Origin of the sequence: Peptoanaerobacter stomatis, assembly GCF_000238115.1 — a bacterium.
Lineage (GTDB): Bacteria > Bacillota > Clostridia > Peptostreptococcales > Filifactoraceae > Peptoanaerobacter > Peptoanaerobacter stomatis.
Map to the genome: position 1 here is coordinate 156,041 of NZ_JH414550.1, position 21,070 is coordinate 177,110.

The window sequence follows — 21,070 nt, forward strand, 5'->3', positions numbered from 1 at the left end:
CAATATTACAGTAAAATATATAAAATTATAGCATATATAACGTTTATAATATTACTTAATAAAATAATTGTCAACTGTTTGACATACATTTCTTATAGGAGGCTTTATGAACAATATACTTATAGTCGAAGATGACAATGATATAAATATGCTGCTGACAGACTTGTTAAAAGGAGAATACAATATTACAAACGCATTCTCCGGCACTGAGGCAATGCTTATATTCGCAAATTCAGGCGAAAAATTTGACCTTATCCTGCTCGACCTTATGTTGCCCGGCAAAAACGGAGAGGAAGTTATAGAAGAAATTAGAAAAACATCATCAGTACCTATAATAGTACTAACTGCAAAAGGAGATACACAGACGCTTGTAAGCGTATTGGAAATCGGAGCGGACGATTATATATCCAAACCTTTTGACACAAGAGAAGTAAAAGCAAGAGTAAAATCACATTTAAGAAAATTGCAAACAAGCGCAAATACCGATACAAACGATATACTTCAATTCGAAAATATCAAAATAGATTTGATGTCAAGAGATGTCCTTGCCGATAATAAACCTATCACGCTGACTCAAAAAGAATTTGATTTGCTCGTACTGTTTATAAACGAGCCTAAAAGAGTATTTACAAAAGAAATACTTTATACTATGGTGTGGGGGGACGCATACTATGGAGATGACAACACAATAAACGTTCACATCTCAAGGCTTCGCTCAAAACTCAAAGACTATACACAAAAAGATATAATCGAAACAGTATGGGGTGTAGGCTTCAGATTAAATACCAAAAAATAATTTAAGTAATATTTAACATTTTAATTAATTATTTTTTAAAAATTTATTTTTATACTTTTATTATAGTTTTAAATGCAATTCATTTAAGTATGGACTTATACTTGCGTAAAATTTGTTCTGAATATACCCTTTCAAAACAAGTTTTGATAAATTAAAACTTCTAAAATCAAATAACTGAATTGAGGAGGTAATATGAACTCTATAATAAAAGTGGAAAATTTAAGCAAAGTGTACAAAACTTTCTACGCCTTAAAAGATTTGTCATTGGACGTTATGCAAGGCGATATATACGGTCTTATAGGCAAAAACGGTGCTGGCAAATCCACTTTGCTAAAAGCAATATCAGGTATAATTCCTGCAACATACGGCAGTATAAGCATACAAAACAGTCAAAACGAACATCAATTAAGACTCTCACGCAAAAATATGAGATTTTTTATAGACAAAAGTATGTTCCCATATCTGAGTGCATACGAAAATCTAAGTTATCGTTGCAAAATAGACGGCATACAAAATGAAAAGCAAGAAATACTTCGTGTATTGGACGCACTCAAATTGAAAAATATAAAAAAACCTGTCAAAACCTACTCCATGGGTATGAAACAAAGGCTTGAAATAGCGTCCTGCCTTATGGGTTATCCAGATATAATTTTACTTGACGAACCTCTAAACGGTTTAGACCCTGAAGGTATCCACGATTTAAAAAATCTTATAATAGACATAAACAAAAACTATGGCACAACATTTATAATAAGTTCACACATATTATCTGAATTGGAAGTAATGTCAACAAAATTCGGTTTTTTGGATTCAGGAATGCTTATAAAACAATTAAGCCACGAAGAGCTTGAAGATGAATGTAAACAACAACTCATAGTAAAAGCCGATGATACAAAAAAAGCCACAATCATATTGGAACAAATTCTTAACACCCATAACTACAGCGTCAACTCAAATAACGAAATATTATTACTCGACTATGTAGACGAACCTCAAAAAGTAGCTGATGCACTGTACGAAAACGGATTACATCTTCAAAAATTACACTTAAATTCAATAACTCTTGAAGAATTTTTCTTAAAGATGATTGGAGGTAAAGCAAATGATTAATACATTATGTGCCGATTTATACAGAATAGCTCATAAAAAGAAAAATTATCTTTTTTTCTTAATACTTACACTACTTTTTACAACTGTAATGTTATCAGGAAGTTTATCTTATGGTGAAGAACAGCGCTTTTCACCCGATATGATAATAACAGCCTTGTCGGTGTGCACAAATTTAGGTGTTATACTGCTCTCTATAAACGCATTTATAGTAGTATATTGCGATGACATAAACAGCGGATATATAAAACAGATATTTTCAAAATCTTCCGACAGAACTTATTATATAGTATCAAAATTAATATCTCTGCTCATATATTTATTTTTTGCATATTTATTTTTAGGAGCAGTTTTTTTTGCAGAGTTTTATATATTTTCTAAAGGATTTTATTCAAATATTGCAGCATATATTGATGTCTTGAAACTAAGTATAAAGACAGGACTTGTATCCTATATAATAACAGCTGTATATACGCTTGAAGGGGCGGTTATACTGTATTTTACATCAAAAACCGATATAGCTTTAGGATGGCTCTGCCTTTCAACAACACGAATATTGACAAATGTACTTTATTGGATATCCCAAATAGTAAAATTCTTAAAACCTTTTTTAAACATAACTGTAGATTCAATAGCAGGCAATGCCTTGGAAAACGGCATTATCAGCTTAAAATTTCTCATAGGTGTTTCGCTTTATGTACTTTCATTTATAGTTATACAGATATTTTTCATCAATACAAGGGAATTAAAAATAGATTAAAGGAGTTCAAATGCTTTACTTTTTATCAGGATTCTTATGTGCAATCATATTATTTATAATATATGTAATATGGAACAGAAATGAGCAGAGAAAAATCGAGTTTCAACTCAATTTAATAATACAAAAAAGCTCTGCAAGTCCTATAAAAACAAGCTATTTCGTATTTATTCCAAGCCTTTTAAATTCAATCAATCTGATAATACAAGAATTGCTTGAGCAAAAAAAAGAATTTGAAACTGCAAAGGAAAGCCTAAAAAGTATGGCAACTTCCATATCACACGATTTCAGAACACCGCTTACTTCTATAAGCGGATATATGCAGCTCTTATTGGATGATAACAACATTTCACAAGAAGATAAGATAAAATACTTAAATATTGTAAAAAACAGGAGTATGTCGCTGTCAGCTTTGGTAGAAGATTTTTATTCCATAACATCCATCGACAGTTTCGACTATCCTTTCGTAATATCAAAAATCTCTCTAAGTCAAACACTTAGAGAGATTATCGCCAATTATTACAGTGAGCTTGAGCAGGCATATGATAAGATAAACATAGATATACCTTCAAATAAAAGTATGATATATTCTGATAAAACTTCACTTGAACGAATATTTTCAAATCTTATAAAAAACTCATTTATATACGGAAGAGAAAAAATAGATATTTCCTTAAAAGATAATGCTGAGAAAAACACCTACGATGTTAGCATATCAAATACTCTGCCTGCAAATTTTAAGGTAAACTCTACACAAGATATATTCAAGCGAAACTACTCCGTTGATTGGTCAAAGGGTAGTAAATCAACAGGTCTTGGCTTATCAATAGCAAAAACCCTCACCGAAAAATCAGGTGGGCAAATAAATGCCGTAATAAAAGATAACACTATAATTTTCAATCTATCTTTTCCAAAATGTATATCGAATTAAAATGCAGGTACTATTGCACCTTTGTAAGTTTCTTCAATGAATTTTTTTGTTTCTTCGCTGTTAAGAGCTTTCATAAGTGCTTGTATTCTTGGATCTTCTGTTTCTCCTTCTCTTACTGCTACTATATTAGCATATGGAGATTCTTTATCTTCTACAACAAGCGCATCTTTTGTAGGGTCAAGCTTTGCATCTAATGCGTAGTTTGTATTTATAACCGATGCATCTACGTCATCAAGTGTTCTTGGTAATTGAGCGGCATCCAATAATTCAAATTTGAAATTTTTAGCATTTTCTACAATATCTTTATCTGTTGCAGTAAGTCCTGCTCCGTCTTTTAATTTGATTAATCCTTCTTTTTGAAGAAGTATGAGTGCTCTACCTCCGTTTGTAGGGTCATTCGGCAATGATATTGTAGCACCTTCAGGCAAATCACTCAATGCTGTGTATTTTTTAGAATATACAGCCATAGGCTCAACGTGAACTGTTCCGGCTGATACTATATGTGTACCTTTTTGAGCGTTGAATTCGTCCAAATATGGTTGGTGTTGGAAATAGTTTGCGTCCAAATCTTTTTCTTCCAATGCTGTATTCGGTATTACATAATCATTGAATACTTGTATATCCAATTTTATGCCTTCTTTTTCAAGTGCAGGTTTTACAGATTCCAATATCGCTGCATGTGGTTCAGGTGTTGCACCTATTTTTAATACTTGTTCTGCAGAAGCAGTTTTGTTTTCTTCCTTAGCAGTTCCTTGCTTTTCATTTCCTCCACTTGAGCAACCTACCAATAAAATGGATGCTGATAATGCAAATGCCAATAGTTTTTTAATATTTTTCTTCATTTAACTTACCTCCAAGTTTTAAAATTTATTAAACAATTTATTTTACTGAAACATTTTTTAGTTTATACCAATCTTTTTTTATACTAATATTTAATAAAATAATATATATTTTATTTTTCAATTATTTTTGTTAAATTAAATAAAAATATAATATGAAGCTCATCTGTCAATTAATCAAATATTAGTATAGTCTATAGTTAACAATTAAATAATGATTGCGATTTTGTCGTATACACTTTTAAAAGTTTCAGAAACTTACACTTTATTTTTTATCCAATCTTTTAGCAATCCTGTTGCCTATGCTTTGAATTATTTGTACCAATATTACAAGGACTATTACCGTAATTATCATTATATCTGTCTGCCATCTTTGATAGCCGTACATTATTGCCAGGTCGCCAAGTCCTCCGCCACCGATAGAACCTGCCATAGCTGAATATCCGAGTATGCTGATTACAGTTGTAGTTATACCGAGAACTATAGATGATAATGCCTCCGGTATCATAACTCTCCTTATTATCTGCATTGTAGTAGAACCCATGGAAAGTGCAGCCTCTATAACTCCCCAAGGTATTTCTCTAAGTGAAGTTTCTACCAATCTTGCAAAAAAAGGTGTTGCTGCAAAGACAAGCGGAACTATAGCTGCTGTAGTTCCTATTTTTTTCCCGACTATAAATTTTGTGAGCGGAAATATACTTATCATAAGTATTATAAAAGGGAATGAACGAGTTATATTAACTATATATGACAAAACTGTGTTTAATACTTTTTTAGGCATTATATGATTATCAGATGTTATAACTATAACTGTTCCAAGCGGTAATCCTATCAACACGGTAAATAATGTAGATACCCCTACCATATATAAGGTTTCTAAAAGTGGTTCATATAAAACTCCTATCATATCTTGCATTATATTACCTCCACTCTCACATTATATTGTTCAAATTCTGATTTTATTTCGTCTATATCGTAATCTTTCGGTATTTCAACGCACAATTTCCCAAGCAGTTCGCCTTGTATATAATCTATATTTCCGGAAATTACATTTATATCTATGCTGTACCTTCTTGAAATTTTAGAAATAATGGCTGTACAGGCAACTTCGCTTGTAAATGTCAGCGACATCAGATGACCTTTATATATATCTTCAGGTAATTTATAATCATATTCTACAAAATGTTTTGTTCTTTCATTTGCAGGTTTTGAGAATAAATCTATAACTTTACCGCTGTCTATTATCTTACCTTTTTCTATGATTGCAACCTTGTTACAGATTTGTTTTATAACTTCCATTTCGTGAGTTATAATGACGAGAGTGAGCGAAGTTTGTTTATTTATATCTTTTAAAAGTGATAGTATCTGCCCTGTTGTCTTAGGGTCTAATGCCGATGTAGCCTCGTCACAAAGAAGTACATCCGGATTATTTGCAATAGCTCTTGCTATACCTACCCTTTGCTTTTGTCCACCTGACAACTGTGACGGATAGCTTTCCGCCTTATCTTGTAAATCAACTATTTCCAATAACTCTTTAACTCTCTTTTTTATATAATTTTTATCTTGTTTAGCCAATCTTAGCGGATAGGCTATGTTTTCAAATACTGTCATAGATGAGAAAAGGTTAAAATTTTGAAATATCATTCCTATTTTTTTCCTCTGCTCAATGAGTTCGTTTTTTTCAAGTTTCAATATATCCGAGTTTCCTATTATAACCTTACCGCTGTCAGGTTCTTCAAGCCTGTTTATACATCTTACCAAAGATGACTTTCCTGCACCGGATAGACCCACTATCCCGAATATATCTCCTTTTTCAATATCAAGATTTATATCATCAAGAGCTTTAACCGAGTTGTTATACGTTTTGTTTAAATGCTCTATTTTTATCATCTATTGCTCCTAAAATTTTATAAGTATTTACTTAAACACAAGTCCATACTATAAAAAATAAAAATATTTTTAAAAATTATTATAATCTATATACTTACTAAAGATAGTATTATACTAAAATCTTATAGAATAACGGAAAATTATAACAATTAATTTTTCTGGTAGACTATGTATTAATTTTATATAATTATACAAGTTATCCATAATTTTATTAGAAAATAATATTAATTTTAATTTAACAATGGTTATTTTATAGTATGTTAAAATATATTACAGTAGATTAAGCTAATTTTTAATTTACATTCCAATATTATATTTTTTCATATCTTTTGTCAAGCCAAATCATTCATTTTTACAGTATTTTACGATATATATTAGTTATTATCGGCTATAAGTTTTATTTATATTAAAGCATATAAATTATAAAAATATACATAAAAAAACACCGCTGTTTAATTATATAAAAACAGCAGTGTTTTTTAATCTATTACATATGTCGCATCTAAAAGTTTTCTGGTATATATGTTTTGTGATTTTTTTAAATCTTTGCTTGAAATCTGCTCTACTATTTTTCCGTCATTCATTATAAATATTTCATCTGAAGCACTTGCCATCAATGCCAAATCATGAGATATGTATATTATGGTCATATTTGTTTTAGACTTTATATAGTCCAACAATTCCATTATCTGCTTTCCTACGGAAACATCTAATGCCGATGTTATCTCATCACAAATCAAAACTTTAGGATTTACTGAAAGCGCTCCTATTATAGCTATTCTTTGTCTTTGTCCTCCGCTGAGAGAATTAGGACTCCTGTCCAATACACTTTCATCCAAACTCACCAAATTCAACAATTCTTTTGTTTTTTCAAGACATTTTTTATCGTCATATTTATAAAAATTTTTCATAGGTTCTTTTATATAATCTCTTATGCTCATACTCGGATTAAAAGCTGAATGTGAATCCTGTATTATCATTTGTATGTGTTTTCTGTTTTCTCTTATCTCTTTTTTGCTAATATTTACTATGCTTTTACCCTCAAATAATATATCTCCTGAATATATATCGCACATATTGGTTACAGCTTTTACAAGCGTAGTTTTTCCTCCGCCACTTTCTCCTACTATCGCAATGCTTTGTCCGTTTTTCACACTTAAATTTATATCGGATATAACTTTTTTATTGCCATATCCTGCACTTAAATTTTTTATCTCCAATATTTTATCCATACAATCCCTTTTATACTGATATCCCTCTAATAAACATAGATATTTTAATATGGTTACAAGTCAAACAAATACATTATATAAGCATCTTCGCCGTTGTCCTGATAATATTTTTTTCGTCTGCCCTGCACTTCAAATCCGTATTTTTCATATAGTTTTATTGCCGGCTCGTTTGATACTCTGACCTCCAAACTCATAGTATCAAGATGTCTATCTTTCGCTTCTTTTATAAAATCCTCCATAATTAAATTGCCTAAACCTTTGCCTCTATACATCGTATCTACTGCAACATTCATTATCTGAGCATCATCTATTATATCCCAAAATCCTGCATAGCCGACTATGTTTTCATCTTGCACAAGCACAATATAATAAGCCAACGGATTTAAAAGCTCGTCTTCAAACATTTTTCTTGTCCACGCATCTGTAAAACATCGCTTTTCAATCTCAAGCACATCTTCTATGTGTTCTTTACTCATTTTCAATACTTTTACGTCTTCCATAACTATTTCCTTCTTTGTGCATTATAATTACTTTGTTTTTTTGAAATAAAAATGGTATAACTCGTTTTATTATAATCATTAATTATTTTTTAGCCACTATTTTAAACATTCTGACAGGATTATAAAATTCATCTCTTTCTTTATATATTCTGTCACTTAAATTTTCATCCACTTCACATACTGTATAGCCTATGTTTTTCAAAACTTCTACATCATATGCCGGTCTTACTCTTTTTTCAAGTTCTGAGTATATTTTATTGCATTTTTTCTTTTGCTCATAGCTCAATATAGAATGTGAACATTTTTTTAGTATTGGAGTTTCCAACAATTTGTTGACATTGTAATTTCCGTCAAGATTTATCAATACCCCACCTTTTTTTAATATTTTATACCATTTTTCATACGCTTTTTCCATATTAGGAAGTGTCCACGTAAGGTTTCGTGTCACTATTATATCGAAGCTCTCATCTTCAAAATCAGGATTTTCAGCATCCTCTACCATAAAATTTACATCAGTACCAACTGTTTTGGCATTATTTATTGCACACTCAATCATCTCTTCGCACAAATCAATACCTGTAACTTCATATCCTTGAGTTGATAATAGTATAGCAAAAAATCCGCTCCCTGTTCCTATATCCAATATTTTTTGATGTTTATTTTGTAAATAAGGAGATATTTCTGCCAACCATCTGCCGGATTTAATATCTTCCAGCTCTCTTTGATGAAGATTTGAAAAATCCTTCGCTCTTGATGTCCAATACTCTATTATTTCCTGTTTAAGCTCCATTTATTTCCTTCTCCCGCTATAAATTTTATATCCGTCACTTTTAAGCACGATACTGCCCTGCTCATCTGTCCTAAATATCATTATATTGTATTTTTTAAGCAAATTCATAACTTCTTTGTGCGGATGTCCGTATTTATTGTTTTTTCCGCAAGATATTACACCTATGCTCGGATTTACTTTTCCTAAAAAATAATCCGATGTGGATGTACTGCTTCCATGATGTCCAAGTTTAAGCACGTCCGCTCTTATATCATCAAAATCGTTTATAATTGCAATCTCATTTTCCATAGTTGCATCCGCCATAAATAAAAAAGACACCTCTTTATATAAAAGTCTTGCAACTATTGAATATTCATTGGTATCGCTATAGGTTTTATTTTTTTGTGGTGAAAGTATTTGTAATTTTATATCTTTTCCTATACTAAGACCATCACCTGTATAAAGCGGTTTATTTTTTAATTTTTTATTTTTCAGCTCCTTTTTTATCTCCTTATATTGTTTGGTATCCTTTGAAACGAGTGGCATAGAAAACATCCCTATATCAAAGTTTTTTATAATCTTATCCATACCGCCTATATGATCGGCATCAGGATGAGTTGCTATTACGAGGTCAAGCTTTTCAATACCTTGCGATTTTATATAACCCGTCGTTCTACTCGAATGTTGCTCATCTCCGGCATCTATCAATATAGTTTTTTTGTCAGGAGTTATTATAAGTGTACTGTCTCCTTGACCGACATCTATAAAATGTACCTGCAAAGTAGAGCTTGGATTGTATATATCCTGCAACTTCTGATATAGCGTATAAATTATAGATGTCAACAGCAAAATTATTATAATCTTTTGTTTTAAACTTATCTTTTTCATAATTTTCAATCAATTCTCTTTAAAATATTTATATAAAATCGCTGAATATATCAAGAAAATATACATAACTATCCTCACATAAGAGGGGCAAATACTCTAAAAATTCTTCCAAGAAGTCTGTTAAAAACCGGTATGTTTCTATATTCCTGATTTGTAAGGCGTTTGGCTGTCTTAACAGTGTTTTCAAAATCATCTTCTATATCAAGTGCCAATTCTCTGTCATAACAAAATATACCATTTTCAAAATGCAAATACAAACTGCGATAATCCAAATTTACCGTACCGACAGTGCTTACAATATCATCACTTACAAAAACTTTTGAATGTACAAAACCTTTTGTATAGATATATATCTGTACACCCGCATCCATAAGAGCTGTAAAATAGCTCTGTGCAACCATATACGGTATTTTTTTGTCAGGTATTCCGGGAAGTAGCAACCTTACTCTTACACCTCGCTTACATGCCATACTCATCGCATTTATAAGCTCGTCATCTATTATAAGATATGGTGTCATAATATCCACATATTTTTTCGCATAAAAAAGTATATGTATATATATCGCCTCTGCCGTATTGTTCATATTACCGGGATAATCGCCATAAGGTATAGAATAGTTGTCATATACTCTCATAGGTTGTAGAACAAAATTTTTACACTTGAATGTAAGCAAATTTTCTCTTATTTTAACCTTTTGTTTCGGATTATTTTTTAATTTTTCTTTCAACTTCTCTATTTTTTTCTCATGCAAAAGCTCATTCATATTCACAAGTTTTTTATGTGTTATTTTAAGTTTTTTTGTTTTTTTGTAAGCAAATAAGTATTATAATCTTCCATTTCATATTTGTCATCTTCATTTATGTTCCACATTTGTAAAAACATAGCCGCAAGACTTTTTACAGCATGTCCTTCTATCCTGATGGCACAGTCTTTCCAATGTCCGAATCTTTCTTTTTTATTAATGTACTCATCCGCTATATTTATACCTCCTGTAAACCCTATTTTCCCGTCTATAACTATAATTTTTCTGTGGTCTCTGTTGTTTTGATATGACGATATTATAGGTTTTACAGGAGAAAATATTTTGCAGTCGATTCCTTTTGAACTTATGAACTCACTGTAATTATCAGGTAGCGAAAACATATTCGCCCCGTCATACATAAATCTTATCTCTACGCCTTCATTGGCTTTCTTTTCAAGAATATCTAATACTTCTGTGAGCATATATCCTCTTGAAACTATAAAAAATTCTATAAATATGTAATCTCTTGCTTTTAAAAGCTCTTTTTTTATGCTCTCAAAAGCATATTCTCCAAGTGAATAATACTCTAATTTTGTATCTGCATATACAGGAAAACTCTCATATTCATATAGAAACTTTGCCATAGACGCATAATTACTGTCTACCTCTTTAAAAGTCTTAAGCACATCTTCATTTTGATGTATGTACTGGCTTGACATACATATCTTAGTTTTCAGCACATCTGATAATTGCTTTGTCCCCGGCAATACTTTTATGAGTACATACAATATTATACCTACTAAAGGAAACACGCACATAGGCAAAATCCACGCTATTTTATATGCCGAATTTTCTTCTTTATTTATTATGAAAAGTGCCAAAATTATTGATATTAAATGCCAAGATATGTTAAATACTCCCTGATACTTGTCCAATCTTGTATAGACTTCAAAAAGCATTATAAGTTGTACAAAAAAAAGAAGAGATGTTATAGCTATAGGTTGAACTTTCATTTTCGCTCTTCGTCTTTTTTTTACTCTCAAATTTCGCATTCCATCTTCCTCCTTTTGTACAGTTGGATAGAGATGTGCAAAACAAGAAAAAATATATTCTATCAGCAATATATATAAATATAACTGTATTATTATACTGTATACAGCTGTGAATAACTATATACACTATATTCTGCACACGTCTAACAGTTGTATAATAAAAAACTAAACAAAGCTATAGAAATAAATAATATTGTGTACATTTAATAAAAATATAACACTATTTATATATTTCTCGTATAAATTATCCATTATTATATTTTGCAAAATCTTATCTATATATTTTTAATCTGAGTTTTCTCTTGATACTCTTTCTTTGTAGGTATATCCATATCTTTATCAAACAAATTGTTTAATTTGTACGTTTTTCCTATATTGGTAACCACTATATCTCTCACGCATTTATTTAGATATTTATAATCATCTTGAAGAATTTTTACTATATTTCTTACATTTGAGTTAGACATACCTATTTTCGATGTATATACCGAACCTTGTATCCAGATAAAATTATTACTATACATATATTCTTTTATATCTTCATATGCTTTTCGCCAATTATTTTTCGGATAATATATTTTTAATGACTTCGTATCTAAATCAAATGCTATTTGTTTTAAAATTTTTGACATAATATTACACTATCTTTCTCGGTCTTATGACAGGAATTGCAAGCTCTACAAGCACATCTTCAACATCATCTTCATCTGTATCCTGCCAAGTCCAGCTTTTTACATTATTTCTGAACTCTTCTTCTAAATATAATGTGCAGTTGCCATCAAGTGTAGCTCCATAACCGCTTTCCTTGTCGCTTTGGTAGATAAGTACATATTTGTCTCTACTTACATTTTCCAATTTATCTATACGTGTATCAAAATGTTTGTCTGCAATTTTTTTTCATATTTGACAGAGTTGTATCGTCCAAGTTATCTTTTAATGTTATCACTGTTTTGAACATAATTCCCTCCCGCTTTAAATTAATACTGCTGTTCGTTTAATTAACAGATATTCCACTTTGATTATACTTAATTTTAATCAGGAAATAAATTCTAAAAATAAGTATATCCATTATTATATTAAATTTTAGTATAATAATGAAAGATATTTTAAAATTATCTATCCTAATTCAAACTTAGAGCATATCCGAAAAATATTCAGCTTATTATATAAGGGTATTTTCGAAAAAATCTCGATTTTTACAACATTTTTTTCAGATACGCTCTATTCTCTGATTGATTAATACTAAAATCTAATATAACAATGGAAAAATATAATAATTAATTTTTTTAATAAACTATTTATATTGATGTTATATAATTATATAAGTTATCCATAATTTTATTAGAAAATAGTATAAAGACTATTCCTAACGATTTAAAAATGCGAAATATGCTTTTGAAGTCATATATGCATCTGCTTTTCCTACAAGTTCGATAGGTGCATGCATACTCAGCATAGGCGTTCCGCAATCAAGCACCTCTGCACCGAGATTTGCAAGAATATAGGCAATTGTACCTCCACCACCTTGGTCTGCCTTGCCAAGCTCACCTGTTTGCCATATAACATCATTGTCATCAAATACTTTTCTAACTATAGCCAAAAATTCGGCATTTGCATCATTGCAACCGCCTTTTCCTCTTACACCTGTATATTTTGATATAGTTATACCATGTCCCACAAGTGCTGCGTTTCTCTTTTCCATAACCTCAGGGAATGTAGGATCAAATGCCGCATTCACATCAGCTGACAAAACTTGCGAATTTGCAAAAGCTGACCTTATCTTCAAATCATTGTAATCCTCTTGCATAGCAATCAAATTTGCCACAAGGTTTTCAAAAAATCTTGATTCCATTCCTGTATTTCCCATAGAACCCACTTCTTCTTTATCTGTAAGCAAACACACTGCTGATATATCTACATTTTGTACTTTAAATATCGCTTCCATTCCGGCATATGAGCAAACCCTGTCATCATGTCCGTGTCCTGCAATAAATGAGCTGTCCAATCCCACATGTCTTGATTTTCCGGCAGGCACTATCTCAAGCTCCGCAGTCATAAAATCTTGTTCTCTTATACCGTATTTTTCTTCCAATATCTTCAATATATTTTCTTTTACATAGTTTTTTACTTCTTTGTCATCTGTTTTTAGAGGTATCTGTCCTACCACCACATTGAGTTGCTCCGCTTCTATAACTTTACTTGCTTTTTTCTCCATTTGGTCTGCTGACAGGTGAATTAACAAGTCATTTATATATAATACAGGCTCATCATCTGAATCTCCAAAAGAAATCTCCACTTCCTTACCTTCTCTTGTAAAAACTACCCCATGTAAAGCAAGAGGTATTGTAGTCCATTGATACTTTTTAACTCCACCGTAATAATGAGTTTTGAAAAGAGCCACATTGGAATCTTCATATAAAGGACAAGCCTTGATATCAAGACGTGGCGAATCTATATGTGCACCTACTATGTTCATACCGTCTTTTATAGGTTTCTTACCTACTACAAATAGTACCGCAGATTTGCCCTTGTGATTATATACTATCTTATCTCCAACATTTATCTTGCCGATTTTTACAAATTCTTCATAATCTTTAAATCCGTTTTGTTTTGCAAGTTTTACTATCTGCTTTGTGGCAAGACGCTCCGTTTTAGCTATATCCAAAAAGTTCATATATCTTTTTGCATAATCCATAATCTCTTTATGTTCTACTTCTTTCCATACATTTTTAGGTTCAAATTCTCTCTTCATAACACTCTCCTTATATATTTTTTAATAATAATTATTTTTTGAAATTTAATAAATATATTATAACGTACGTTTTATATAGCGTCAATACTGTGGCATTTTATACATTCCTGCTGTTCTATATTTATACTGATACCATTTCCCAATAAAATTACAGACAATTTATATAATTGTATAGCATAAATATAAATGCTTTATTATAAAAATTAATAATATAAGCTTCCACTATTCTATAAGATTTTAGTATTAACCGGATTTTAATATAAACACAAAAAAACACACCTATAAAATTATAGATGTGTTTTTCTTTTAATATCTATTCTGCAGATATCTTAGTTTCTCTGCTGTCAATCATCACCGCTCCAGCAAAGCTCAACACTTTGTTGCCTGCATAATTAAGCATAGAGTTTGTAGCTATATAGTTGCCGAGAGCTTTTATATCTGCTTGTGAAGCAGTTTCTTTGGCATTTTTTATACTCACTGTCTTTTCCTTGGCATCCGCCATTTTAAATTTCAATTTTAATGTATTCATAATCATCCTCCATTTTCAATTAGTTTAATACTGTTGTTTCAGCTATTTCCACATCAGCAGACGGTGTTTGCTGAACTTTCGCAATCACTTCCACCATACCGAATATTATCTCGTCACTTACAGCAGAGTCTATATTGCCTATCGTATTGTAAGAATATTTCGGTTTGCCGGTAGCAGACACTCCTGTTTGATATTTGAATTTTATGCTTCTTGCCTTTATACTTTTATTCATAATATTTCTCCTTTTCATAATTATATTTATATAGATACTCGTTTAGTTTAATGGATATAAGCTTTTTAATTTGAATATGCTATACTAAAACTCAATAAAACTGTAGAAAAAAATAGTATTGTCCAAATCTAAAATATAACCATATTTATGGACTTCCCATATAAATCATCTACTATTTTATCAAAAATCAGCATTGAGTTTACTTAGCTGATAAATTATTAAAAATAAGAATATCCATTATCATATTGACTTTTAACATTAGTCTATAACGCTTTAAATTATTTGAAGACTTATCTTTGTCTTTCAATAATTAATATCCGATTTTTATAAAAAAGTATACAAAAAATTTTTTATACTAAATCATATTCAAATCAAGATATTCTGAAATCTATCAAAAAGTTTTCATTTTTAATCATTTTTTGTTATAATCAATCACATTTGTCAGTTTGTTTATACTCTCGTTCAATTTGTCCATTTTTGACTCCAACCTTATAAGCACATATATTGTTATCCCTATCGGAAAACCCATATTGCCCACCAAATTCACTATCTCATTATATTGCATAATATCCTCCTATATGTTTTTTCTCATAACATCAAGCGCCGATTTCTTTATCTTTTTGGCATATACATACGATATCTTCATATCTATTGCCACCTCTTGCAATTTCTTATTTTCAAGCACATTATTCTTTATTATATACCTTTGCGAATCGCTCAGCATACTCATCATGCTGTCCACTTCCACACTGTAAACATCATTGCAAGACATCTCACTCATATACATATCATCGCAAATTATTTCACAGCTATTAATATTATTAAAATACATTCGTTTGAAATATAATTCCATAAACCTCTTTATATATCCTGCAAATCTGTTGTAGTGCAGATAATCATAGCTCACAGTCCTTTCAATAAGCTCCACTATCGCACTTTGCATGATATCTTCATCATATACAGAAAAATATCTGAACATAAGCTTTACAATAAGCGGTTTAAAACACTCTATTATCTCAGATAACGCCTCATCTTTGGCATATTCATCACCTTCAAAAAAAGTTTTAACAAGATTTTCAACATAACTATACTCATTCTTCCTCATCGTTCTGCCTCCAATTAATAGAAAATATTTTCTAAATTATAATTAATACAATATCCGTTTCATTCCTAAAAAATATTATTTCAAATAAGATATACTTATAAAAATGAAACTGTTTAATAAATATATAAATATTGAAAAATAAATGTTTTAAATTAAAACTCATACATACATAAATATATAATGTGCTACTTATTTTTTTATCAATATTTATATTACGATATATATTATAGAAAATTATATTCTATAATTCAAGCATAAAATTTTTAAAATTTTGTATACCTTTTTTTTAAATTTATAGATATTTTTTAATAGATACATTTTTATTCCCAATGTATTAAACTTTCTAAATATCTTGTAATTTCAATATTTATTATGATTTAATCAATATGTACACTGCAATTACAATCATAAAAATTTAATAGACATATGAAGTGATAATACAAAATATTTTATAGAATATATTTTCTATTATATAGGAGGTAGTAATATGAATATAATAAAGCAACATCTCACAAAGAACGACTGCTACAAATCAGCTACAAAGATGAATATAAAAGGATTGATGATACACAGTGTAGGTTGCAACGTAGAAAATCCTATGAATTTTATAAAAAGTTGGAACAAAGCAGGTGTATATAAATGCGTACACGCTTTCGTGTCAACTTATGCAATATACGAAACTTTACCATATAGTTTTAGAGGTTGGCATTGCGGAAAAGGACAAAAAGGCAGCTATAACAGCGGATATATAGGTATAGAGCTCACAGAACCCAAAAGCATCAGATATACAAAAGGAGGCTTGTTTGAAGACACAGACCCCATTTATACAAAAAGATATGTAAAACAGACTTACTGCCTTGCAGTAGAATATTTCGCGTATTTATGCAAGCTGTTTTCATTAAACCCTCTCAAAGCATATACCATACTATCACACAGCGAAGCACACAAATTAGGCTATGCCAGCGACCACTCCGACGTAGAACATCTGTGGAATTATGTGGGGCTTACTATGAATAATTTCAGAAAAGATGTAAACACAAAATTGCTTGCATTAGAAAAAAATAATAAAATATTAAATGCTAATTAAAAATATATTATAATTATTACTTGCAGTAAAAACTAATAGAATAACAAAAAATCATATTCCAACAAGCTATTTGTATCAATGTTATATGATTATATAAATTATCCATAATTTTATTAAAAAATAATATAAAAATATATTACAGAAATATTTATAATAATACTTGATATAACAAACATATTTATTTTCAATGTATTCAATATTTTTACACACAAAAAAATAGAGTATCTATACGATACTCTATTTTTTATTTTATCAAGTAGTTTCAATTACTATTTTGCAGGTTTTTCTGCCGGTTTTTCAGCAGGCTTTTCTTCTGCTTTTGGAGCCTCAGTTTTTGGAGCTTCAGCAGGTTTAGCTTCTTTTGCATCTTTTAGGATTGTTCCGTCTTGAGCAGCTTTTACTTCTTCAGGTGTTGCATCTTGAGGAAGTATAGTTACAGTCTTAGCTTCTTGATTCCAGATTATTGTTTCGCCATGTTTTAGACCGAACGCTTGAGCTATGTTTGCTAAAGGTAAGAATATTCTTCCTTCAACATTAACAGGTTTAGTGTCAAGTTGTACAGGTGAACCGTTAACGTACATAACATTCTTGTCTATATTCATAGTTACTACTGATTGATATTTTTGGAATGTTGCTATTCTTGTAGTAGGGTCATAGTTAACTACTGCACCTATAGCATCAGCTATATATCTTACAGGTAACATTGTTCTGTTATCTTTGATGAATGGAGCAACATCTGCAGTCTTAGCTTCTTTAACTCCACGAACTAATTCTGTATAAGATTTCTCACCTATAGTGAATACTGTAGTTATTCTCTTTTCGTCAGATACTGGAGTTATAGTTGTAAAGTAATCAAATTTCTTAACTGTCTTGCTCAAGTCATATCTTTCATCAACTACACCGAAGTTTCCTTTAAGTCTTAATTCACCGTAAGGAACTGATCTGTCAAGAGTTACAGTGATATTCTTCAATGTTATTGCAGAAGGTTTAGTAGATCTTCTGTCTACTTGAACGTAGATATATTTATCTTTCTTATCTACTTTTTTGATTCCGATATTACCTTCATCAAGTGTGTATGCTACGCTCTTGAAGTATGTTTGGATATTAGTATCTTCAAATTTAAGGTTGTATTCTGCATGATCTACGCTTGTTTCAGGAACATAATCTTGTAATGCTCCGGCTTCTGTTTCTTTTACAAGTATATCTTGTCCGTCTTGTTTTTGAAGACCTATCTTAACTTGTGGAAGAGCACCTTTTACTTCAAATGTAACAGGAGCTTTAACATCAGCTATTTGAACCAATTGTTCTTCTGCACCTGCACCTTTTACTTTAAGGAACAGTTTACCTGTAAATCCTGAATCAACTACAAAAGGCACGTCCAATTCAAATTTAGTTCTTGATTTTTCTGATTGTTGGCTAACATATAAATCGAATTTATTAGCCATCTTGTTATCTTTACCTTTACCGGCTTTATCATAAGTGTTTACAGTATAAGAAGTAACTTTTCCTGTGTCTTTCTTAACTGCGTCAATAGATGCCTGATCTATCTTAAGCTCAGTAGCTGCATCTCCCGCTTTTCTTGTTACTTTTAATATTTCACCGTGTTGTAATGAAGCATCTACTTCTTTGCCGTTTTCATCAGCAAACATAAATGTCATATATCTGTTGCCTTGTAGTGATGATGTAGCAGGTTCTTCTATAGTTATTTTTGATTTGTATAGACCTTCTATATCTTTACCTGCTATAACATTAAGCACTTTTTCAGCTTTTATTTGTACTCCGTAATCTACATATTCAGCCACTGCCAATGATCCAGGAGATACGTTTGATGCGAAATCACCTTGTACTATAGCTTCTACATCTCCGAATCTTGCATCTCTGTCAGGTACTATAGCTATATTAGTATATATAGTATCTAAGTTTCCTGTAGCTCCTGTAATTTTTATTTCTAATATTCTTCCTTCTGATTCTGAATCCAATTTAACTTCAGCTTTATCAGGTTGTTTAAACGGATCCGCTTTCGGTCCTTTAATATCCCATGTGAAACCTCTTGGTAATTTAAGTTTTATTACTTTATTATTTTTGAAAGCGTTTTGTGTCATTTCTTCAAGTATTAATTGTACTTTAGTATTACCGCTTCTTGATATTTTTTCTTTCTTTTGCACTCTGAATCTTACTGATGTATCTCCAACATTAGAGAATGAATATTCTCCTGCACTTACTTCTGAGTTTTTAGGTATTACTGTTACTTTTTGAGCACCTTCAGGAGTTCCGTTCAAGTCTACCATCATAGGTATAGTTACTTCTTTTACGTGTTCGTCTTGTATAGCATCAACACCGTATTGAGCAGTTATCTCAGCCGCACTTAAAACTTCTACTCCCAATATAGAGTCAGTCATTCTCTTAACTTTAACACCTTTAAGTCCAGGAATTTTTCCTGTTATTGAAGAATAATTTGAAGGAGCAACATTTTTGTGAGGATATAATTCATTATTCACTGAATCATAATAGTAATCAGTTCTCCAAGCAGATGCGTCAAATGTCCATTTTGCATCTCCTGCCAATTGCAATTCAAAATAGTCTCCAGGTTTAGCACCTTTTATTGTAGCACTGTCTCTTGCTAATGTAAGAACTACACCTGTCGTTTCATCAAGTATATCATCTGATGTAGCTGATACAGTTTTGTTGAACGCATTTCTTGATGCTGCAAATGCAGGTTGAGCAGGTAGCAATGTAGCAGCCATCATAAATGCCATTAATAGAGATAATTTTCTCTTCATAATTTAATTTCCCCCTTAAAATAATAATGTTATTTTAGAGCCTTACGCTCTCTCATAATATTATTATGTGCTTTCTTGATTTTTAATTAATTTAATTACAGTGTGAATTATAACATTCCTAATTTTACTCGTCAAGTGATTTTCGGTTTTGTAATGTAGTTGTAAAATAAGGTAAGTTTTATGTCATAATTCGTGGCTATCTTATAAAGATATTATTTAATATACAATCAAACCCTTATGGCAATATCATACTGTTTTATTCAATCAACCGAGTTATAAACTTACAAATTATATAAAACAATATACAACTGTTAAATTAACGATATTAATAAACAGCTCTATACTTTGTTAAATTTGTACAGCGGTATTTTCTATCGTTTTATTGAATTTAATATCAGCATGAATATCATATGTATGATGTCCATTGATTGTATGTGTACATTATATATGAATTTTTCCATTTTTGCAAATTACATATGCTTTACATCTATATTACAGACGTTTTAATGATAGATACAGTAAGTTATTTTTTACATTATTTTATAAGATATTACTATTAGAGTTTCTTATAGCAATGTGTTTATAGTTTCTTTGTCAAGTCCTGTAGCTTTTATTATATCATCTATGCTTATATTAAGTTTCAGTAATCTTTGTGCTATCCCCACTCTTTCTTTTTGCATTCCTTCTTTTCTTCCTTCTTTTCTTCCTTCCTCTTTCCCTTCTTTTTTTGCTTCTTCTCTTTCTTCTTCTATCACGAATTTTGTTACTTCTTCTTGGGAAAATAGTGTTGACATTATACTCATTACCTCCTTTTTTCTCTTTGACAGATATTCTTTTAATATGTCTTCGTCTGTGCATATTTTTATGGTTTCTTCTATCATCTCTTTTGTATAACCGTATTTTTTGGCTTGTTCGTTTAATATTCTGCAAAATTCTATGTATTGCCATATTATTTTGTGTTGATATGATGTTTCTATAATATTTATTGTCAGTTCAAGTTGGGGCAAGTCTTGTTTTTCTTTGTATGTGTCGCTTAATTTTATTGTTCTGTTTCCTTTTTGTCTTCTCCTGTATATATCAC

At 30.5% G+C, this 21,070-nt stretch carries 23 protein-coding genes; 5 read left to right on the top strand and 18 right to left on the bottom strand.

The features are described from left to right. Positions 1 to 106 precede the first annotated feature (106 nt). From HMPREF9629_RS04915 to HMPREF9629_RS04930, 4 genes are all read left to right on the top strand, one after another. Positions 107 to 796 carry a response regulator transcription factor gene (locus tag HMPREF9629_RS04915; protein ID WP_009525255.1) on the top strand — a complete coding sequence of 230 codons (690 nt, stop codon included), beginning with the start codon at positions 107 to 109 and terminating at the stop codon, positions 794 to 796. Between the two features lie 192 nt (positions 797 to 988). Then, positions 989 to 1,906, top strand: a complete 918-nt coding sequence (locus tag HMPREF9629_RS04920) for an ABC transporter ATP-binding protein (RefSeq protein ID WP_009525256.1) — start codon at positions 989 to 991, stop codon at positions 1,904 to 1,906. Next, positions 1,899 to 2,663, top strand: coding sequence for an ABC transporter (locus HMPREF9629_RS04925; RefSeq protein WP_009525257.1), 765 nt, complete (start codon positions 1,899 to 1,901; stop codon positions 2,661 to 2,663). The genes HMPREF9629_RS04920 and HMPREF9629_RS04925 overlap by 8 nt, the downstream gene beginning before the upstream one ends. Positions 2,664 to 2,673: 10 nt before the next feature. Then, positions 2,674 to 3,591: a sensor histidine kinase gene (locus tag HMPREF9629_RS04930; RefSeq protein WP_009525258.1), complete on the top strand. Its 918-nt coding sequence runs from the start codon at positions 2,674 to 2,676 to the stop codon at positions 3,589 to 3,591. Here the strand turns inward: HMPREF9629_RS04930 and HMPREF9629_RS04935 are convergent. From HMPREF9629_RS04935 to HMPREF9629_RS05000, 16 genes are all read right to left on the bottom strand, one after another. After that, positions 3,588 to 4,433: a MetQ/NlpA family ABC transporter substrate-binding protein gene (locus HMPREF9629_RS04935; RefSeq protein WP_009525259.1), complete on the bottom strand. Its 846-nt coding sequence runs from the start codon at positions 4,431 to 4,433 to the stop codon at positions 3,588 to 3,590. The two genes, HMPREF9629_RS04930 and HMPREF9629_RS04935, sit on opposite strands and share 4 nt — an antisense overlap. Before the next feature lie 262 nt (positions 4,434 to 4,695). Then, on the bottom strand, positions 4,696 to 5,346 hold the full coding sequence (locus HMPREF9629_RS04940) for a methionine ABC transporter permease (protein ID WP_009525260.1): 651 nt from the start codon (positions 5,344 to 5,346) through the stop codon (positions 4,696 to 4,698). After that, positions 5,346 to 6,320, bottom strand: coding sequence for a methionine ABC transporter ATP-binding protein (locus tag HMPREF9629_RS04945; RefSeq protein ID WP_009525261.1), 975 nt, complete (start codon positions 6,318 to 6,320; stop codon positions 5,346 to 5,348). Before HMPREF9629_RS04945 ends, HMPREF9629_RS04940 begins: the two co-directional genes overlap by 1 nt. Before the next feature lie 479 nt (positions 6,321 to 6,799). Next, on the bottom strand, positions 6,800 to 7,552 hold the full coding sequence (locus HMPREF9629_RS04950) for an ABC transporter ATP-binding protein (protein ID WP_009525262.1): 753 nt from the start codon (positions 7,550 to 7,552) through the stop codon (positions 6,800 to 6,802). 53 nt (positions 7,553 to 7,605) lie between these two features. Next, positions 7,606 to 8,052 (bottom strand): ribosomal protein S18-alanine N-acetyltransferase, encoded by a 447-nt coding sequence (gene rimI / locus HMPREF9629_RS04955; RefSeq protein WP_009525263.1) that lies wholly within the window; start codon positions 8,050 to 8,052, stop codon positions 7,606 to 7,608. A gap of 82 nt (positions 8,053 to 8,134) precedes the next feature. Next, positions 8,135 to 8,842 carry a class I SAM-dependent methyltransferase gene (locus tag HMPREF9629_RS04960; protein WP_009525264.1) on the bottom strand — a complete coding sequence of 236 codons (708 nt, stop codon included), beginning with the start codon at positions 8,840 to 8,842 and terminating at the stop codon, positions 8,135 to 8,137. Continuing rightward, entirely contained in the window at positions 8,843 to 9,709 is an 867-nt protein-coding gene (locus HMPREF9629_RS04965; protein ID WP_040012680.1) for a ComEC/Rec2 family competence protein, read from the bottom strand. A 74-nt stretch (positions 9,710 to 9,783) separates the two neighbouring features. Continuing rightward, entirely contained in the window at positions 9,784 to 10,473 is a 690-nt protein-coding gene (locus HMPREF9629_RS12140; RefSeq protein ID WP_009525266.1) for a phospholipase D-like domain-containing protein, read from the bottom strand. Between the two features lie 20 nt (positions 10,474 to 10,493). After that, on the bottom strand, positions 10,494 to 11,504 hold the full coding sequence (locus HMPREF9629_RS12145; protein WP_009525267.1) for a PLDc N-terminal domain-containing protein: 1,011 nt from the start codon (positions 11,502 to 11,504) through the stop codon (positions 10,494 to 10,496). Positions 11,505 to 11,779: 275 nt separating this feature from the next. Further along, positions 11,780 to 12,136: a hypothetical protein gene (locus HMPREF9629_RS04975; protein ID WP_009525268.1), complete on the bottom strand. Its 357-nt coding sequence runs from the start codon at positions 12,134 to 12,136 to the stop codon at positions 11,780 to 11,782. A 4-nt stretch (positions 12,137 to 12,140) separates the two neighbouring features. Beyond that, positions 12,141 to 12,359 (bottom strand): hypothetical protein, encoded by a 219-nt coding sequence (locus tag HMPREF9629_RS04980; protein ID WP_009525269.1) that lies wholly within the window; start codon positions 12,357 to 12,359, stop codon positions 12,141 to 12,143. 511 nt (positions 12,360 to 12,870) lie between these two features. After that, positions 12,871 to 14,256: an aminopeptidase gene (locus HMPREF9629_RS04985; protein WP_009525270.1), complete on the bottom strand. Its 1,386-nt coding sequence runs from the start codon at positions 14,254 to 14,256 to the stop codon at positions 12,871 to 12,873. Between the two features lie 313 nt (positions 14,257 to 14,569). Then, positions 14,570 to 14,785 (bottom strand): DUF2922 domain-containing protein, encoded by a 216-nt coding sequence (locus HMPREF9629_RS04990; protein WP_009525271.1) that lies wholly within the window; start codon positions 14,783 to 14,785, stop codon positions 14,570 to 14,572. Between the two features lie 19 nt (positions 14,786 to 14,804). After that, positions 14,805 to 15,017 (bottom strand): DUF1659 domain-containing protein, encoded by a 213-nt coding sequence (locus tag HMPREF9629_RS04995; protein ID WP_009525272.1) that lies wholly within the window; start codon positions 15,015 to 15,017, stop codon positions 14,805 to 14,807. Between the two features lie 412 nt (positions 15,018 to 15,429). Next, positions 15,430 to 15,582 (bottom strand): YvrJ family protein, encoded by a 153-nt coding sequence (locus HMPREF9629_RS11410; protein ID WP_009525273.1) that lies wholly within the window; start codon positions 15,580 to 15,582, stop codon positions 15,430 to 15,432. Between the two features lie 9 nt (positions 15,583 to 15,591). Beyond that, positions 15,592 to 16,122 (bottom strand): sigma-70 RNA polymerase sigma factor region 4 domain-containing protein, encoded by a 531-nt coding sequence (locus HMPREF9629_RS05000; protein WP_009525274.1) that lies wholly within the window; start codon positions 16,120 to 16,122, stop codon positions 15,592 to 15,594. A 487-nt stretch (positions 16,123 to 16,609) separates the two neighbouring features. On the opposite strand from HMPREF9629_RS05000, the gene HMPREF9629_RS05005 reads away from it, so the two are divergent. After that, positions 16,610 to 17,209: a peptidoglycan recognition protein family protein gene (locus HMPREF9629_RS05005; protein WP_009525275.1), complete on the top strand. Its 600-nt coding sequence runs from the start codon at positions 16,610 to 16,612 to the stop codon at positions 17,207 to 17,209. Between the two features lie 269 nt (positions 17,210 to 17,478). Here the strand turns inward: HMPREF9629_RS05005 and HMPREF9629_RS05010 are convergent, their stop codons facing one another. Then, a complete protein-coding gene (locus tag HMPREF9629_RS05010; protein ID WP_009525276.1) occupies positions 17,479 to 19,989 on the bottom strand; it encodes a stalk domain-containing protein in 2,511 nt (836 codons plus the stop codon). Between the two features lie 566 nt (positions 19,990 to 20,555). After that, on the bottom strand, positions 20,556 to 21,070 hold a 515-nt coding region (locus HMPREF9629_RS11300; protein ID WP_009525277.1), incomplete at its 5' end, for a hypothetical protein.

Excerpts from the sequence above, each read along its gene's own strand:
- HMPREF9629_RS04915 (WP_009525255.1), top strand. The coding sequence starts at position 107 with ATGAACAATATACTTATAGTCGAAGATGACAATGATATAAATATGCTG.
- HMPREF9629_RS04920 (WP_009525256.1), top strand. The coding sequence starts at position 989 with ATGAACTCTATAATAAAAGTGGAAAATTTAAGCAAAGTGTACAAAACT.
- HMPREF9629_RS04925 (WP_009525257.1), top strand. The coding sequence starts at position 1,899 with ATGATTAATACATTATGTGCCGATTTATACAGAATAGCTCATAAAAAG.
- HMPREF9629_RS04930 (WP_009525258.1), top strand. The coding sequence starts at position 2,674 with ATGCTTTACTTTTTATCAGGATTCTTATGTGCAATCATATTATTTATA.
- HMPREF9629_RS04935 (WP_009525259.1), bottom strand. The coding sequence starts at position 4,433 with ATGAAGAAAAATATTAAAAAACTATTGGCATTTGCATTATCAGCATCC.
- HMPREF9629_RS04940 (WP_009525260.1), bottom strand. The coding sequence starts at position 5,346 with ATGCAAGATATGATAGGAGTTTTATATGAACCACTTTTAGAAACCTTA.
- HMPREF9629_RS04945 (WP_009525261.1), bottom strand. The coding sequence starts at position 6,320 with ATGATAAAAATAGAGCATTTAAACAAAACGTATAACAACTCGGTTAAA.
- HMPREF9629_RS04950 (WP_009525262.1), bottom strand. The coding sequence starts at position 7,552 with ATGGATAAAATATTGGAGATAAAAAATTTAAGTGCAGGATATGGCAAT.
- rimI (WP_009525263.1), bottom strand. The coding sequence starts at position 8,052 with ATGGAAGACGTAAAAGTATTGAAAATGAGTAAAGAACACATAGAAGAT.
- HMPREF9629_RS04960 (WP_009525264.1), bottom strand. The coding sequence starts at position 8,842 with ATGGAGCTTAAACAGGAAATAATAGAGTATTGGACATCAAGAGCGAAG.
- HMPREF9629_RS04965 (WP_040012680.1), bottom strand. The coding sequence starts at position 9,709 with ATGAAAAAGATAAGTTTAAAACAAAAGATTATAATAATTTTGCTGTTG.
- HMPREF9629_RS12140 (WP_009525266.1), bottom strand. The coding sequence starts at position 10,473 with ATGAATGAGCTTTTGCATGAGAAAAAAATAGAGAAGTTGAAAGAAAAA.
- HMPREF9629_RS12145 (WP_009525267.1), bottom strand. The coding sequence starts at position 11,504 with ATGCGAAATTTGAGAGTAAAAAAAAGACGAAGAGCGAAAATGAAAGTT.
- HMPREF9629_RS04975 (WP_009525268.1), bottom strand. The coding sequence starts at position 12,136 with ATGTCAAAAATTTTAAAACAAATAGCATTTGATTTAGATACGAAGTCA.
- HMPREF9629_RS04985 (WP_009525270.1), bottom strand. The coding sequence starts at position 14,256 with ATGAAGAGAGAATTTGAACCTAAAAATGTATGGAAAGAAGTAGAACAT.
- HMPREF9629_RS04990 (WP_009525271.1), bottom strand. The coding sequence starts at position 14,785 with ATGAATACATTAAAATTGAAATTTAAAATGGCGGATGCCAAGGAAAAG.
- HMPREF9629_RS04995 (WP_009525272.1), bottom strand. The coding sequence starts at position 15,017 with ATGAATAAAAGTATAAAGGCAAGAAGCATAAAATTCAAATATCAAACA.
- HMPREF9629_RS11410 (WP_009525273.1), bottom strand. The coding sequence starts at position 15,582 with ATGCAATATAATGAGATAGTGAATTTGGTGGGCAATATGGGTTTTCCG.
- HMPREF9629_RS05000 (WP_009525274.1), bottom strand. The coding sequence starts at position 16,122 with ATGAGGAAGAATGAGTATAGTTATGTTGAAAATCTTGTTAAAACTTTT.
- HMPREF9629_RS05005 (WP_009525275.1), top strand. The coding sequence starts at position 16,610 with ATGAATATAATAAAGCAACATCTCACAAAGAACGACTGCTACAAATCA.
- HMPREF9629_RS05010 (WP_009525276.1), bottom strand. The coding sequence starts at position 19,989 with ATGAAGAGAAAATTATCTCTATTAATGGCATTTATGATGGCTGCTACA.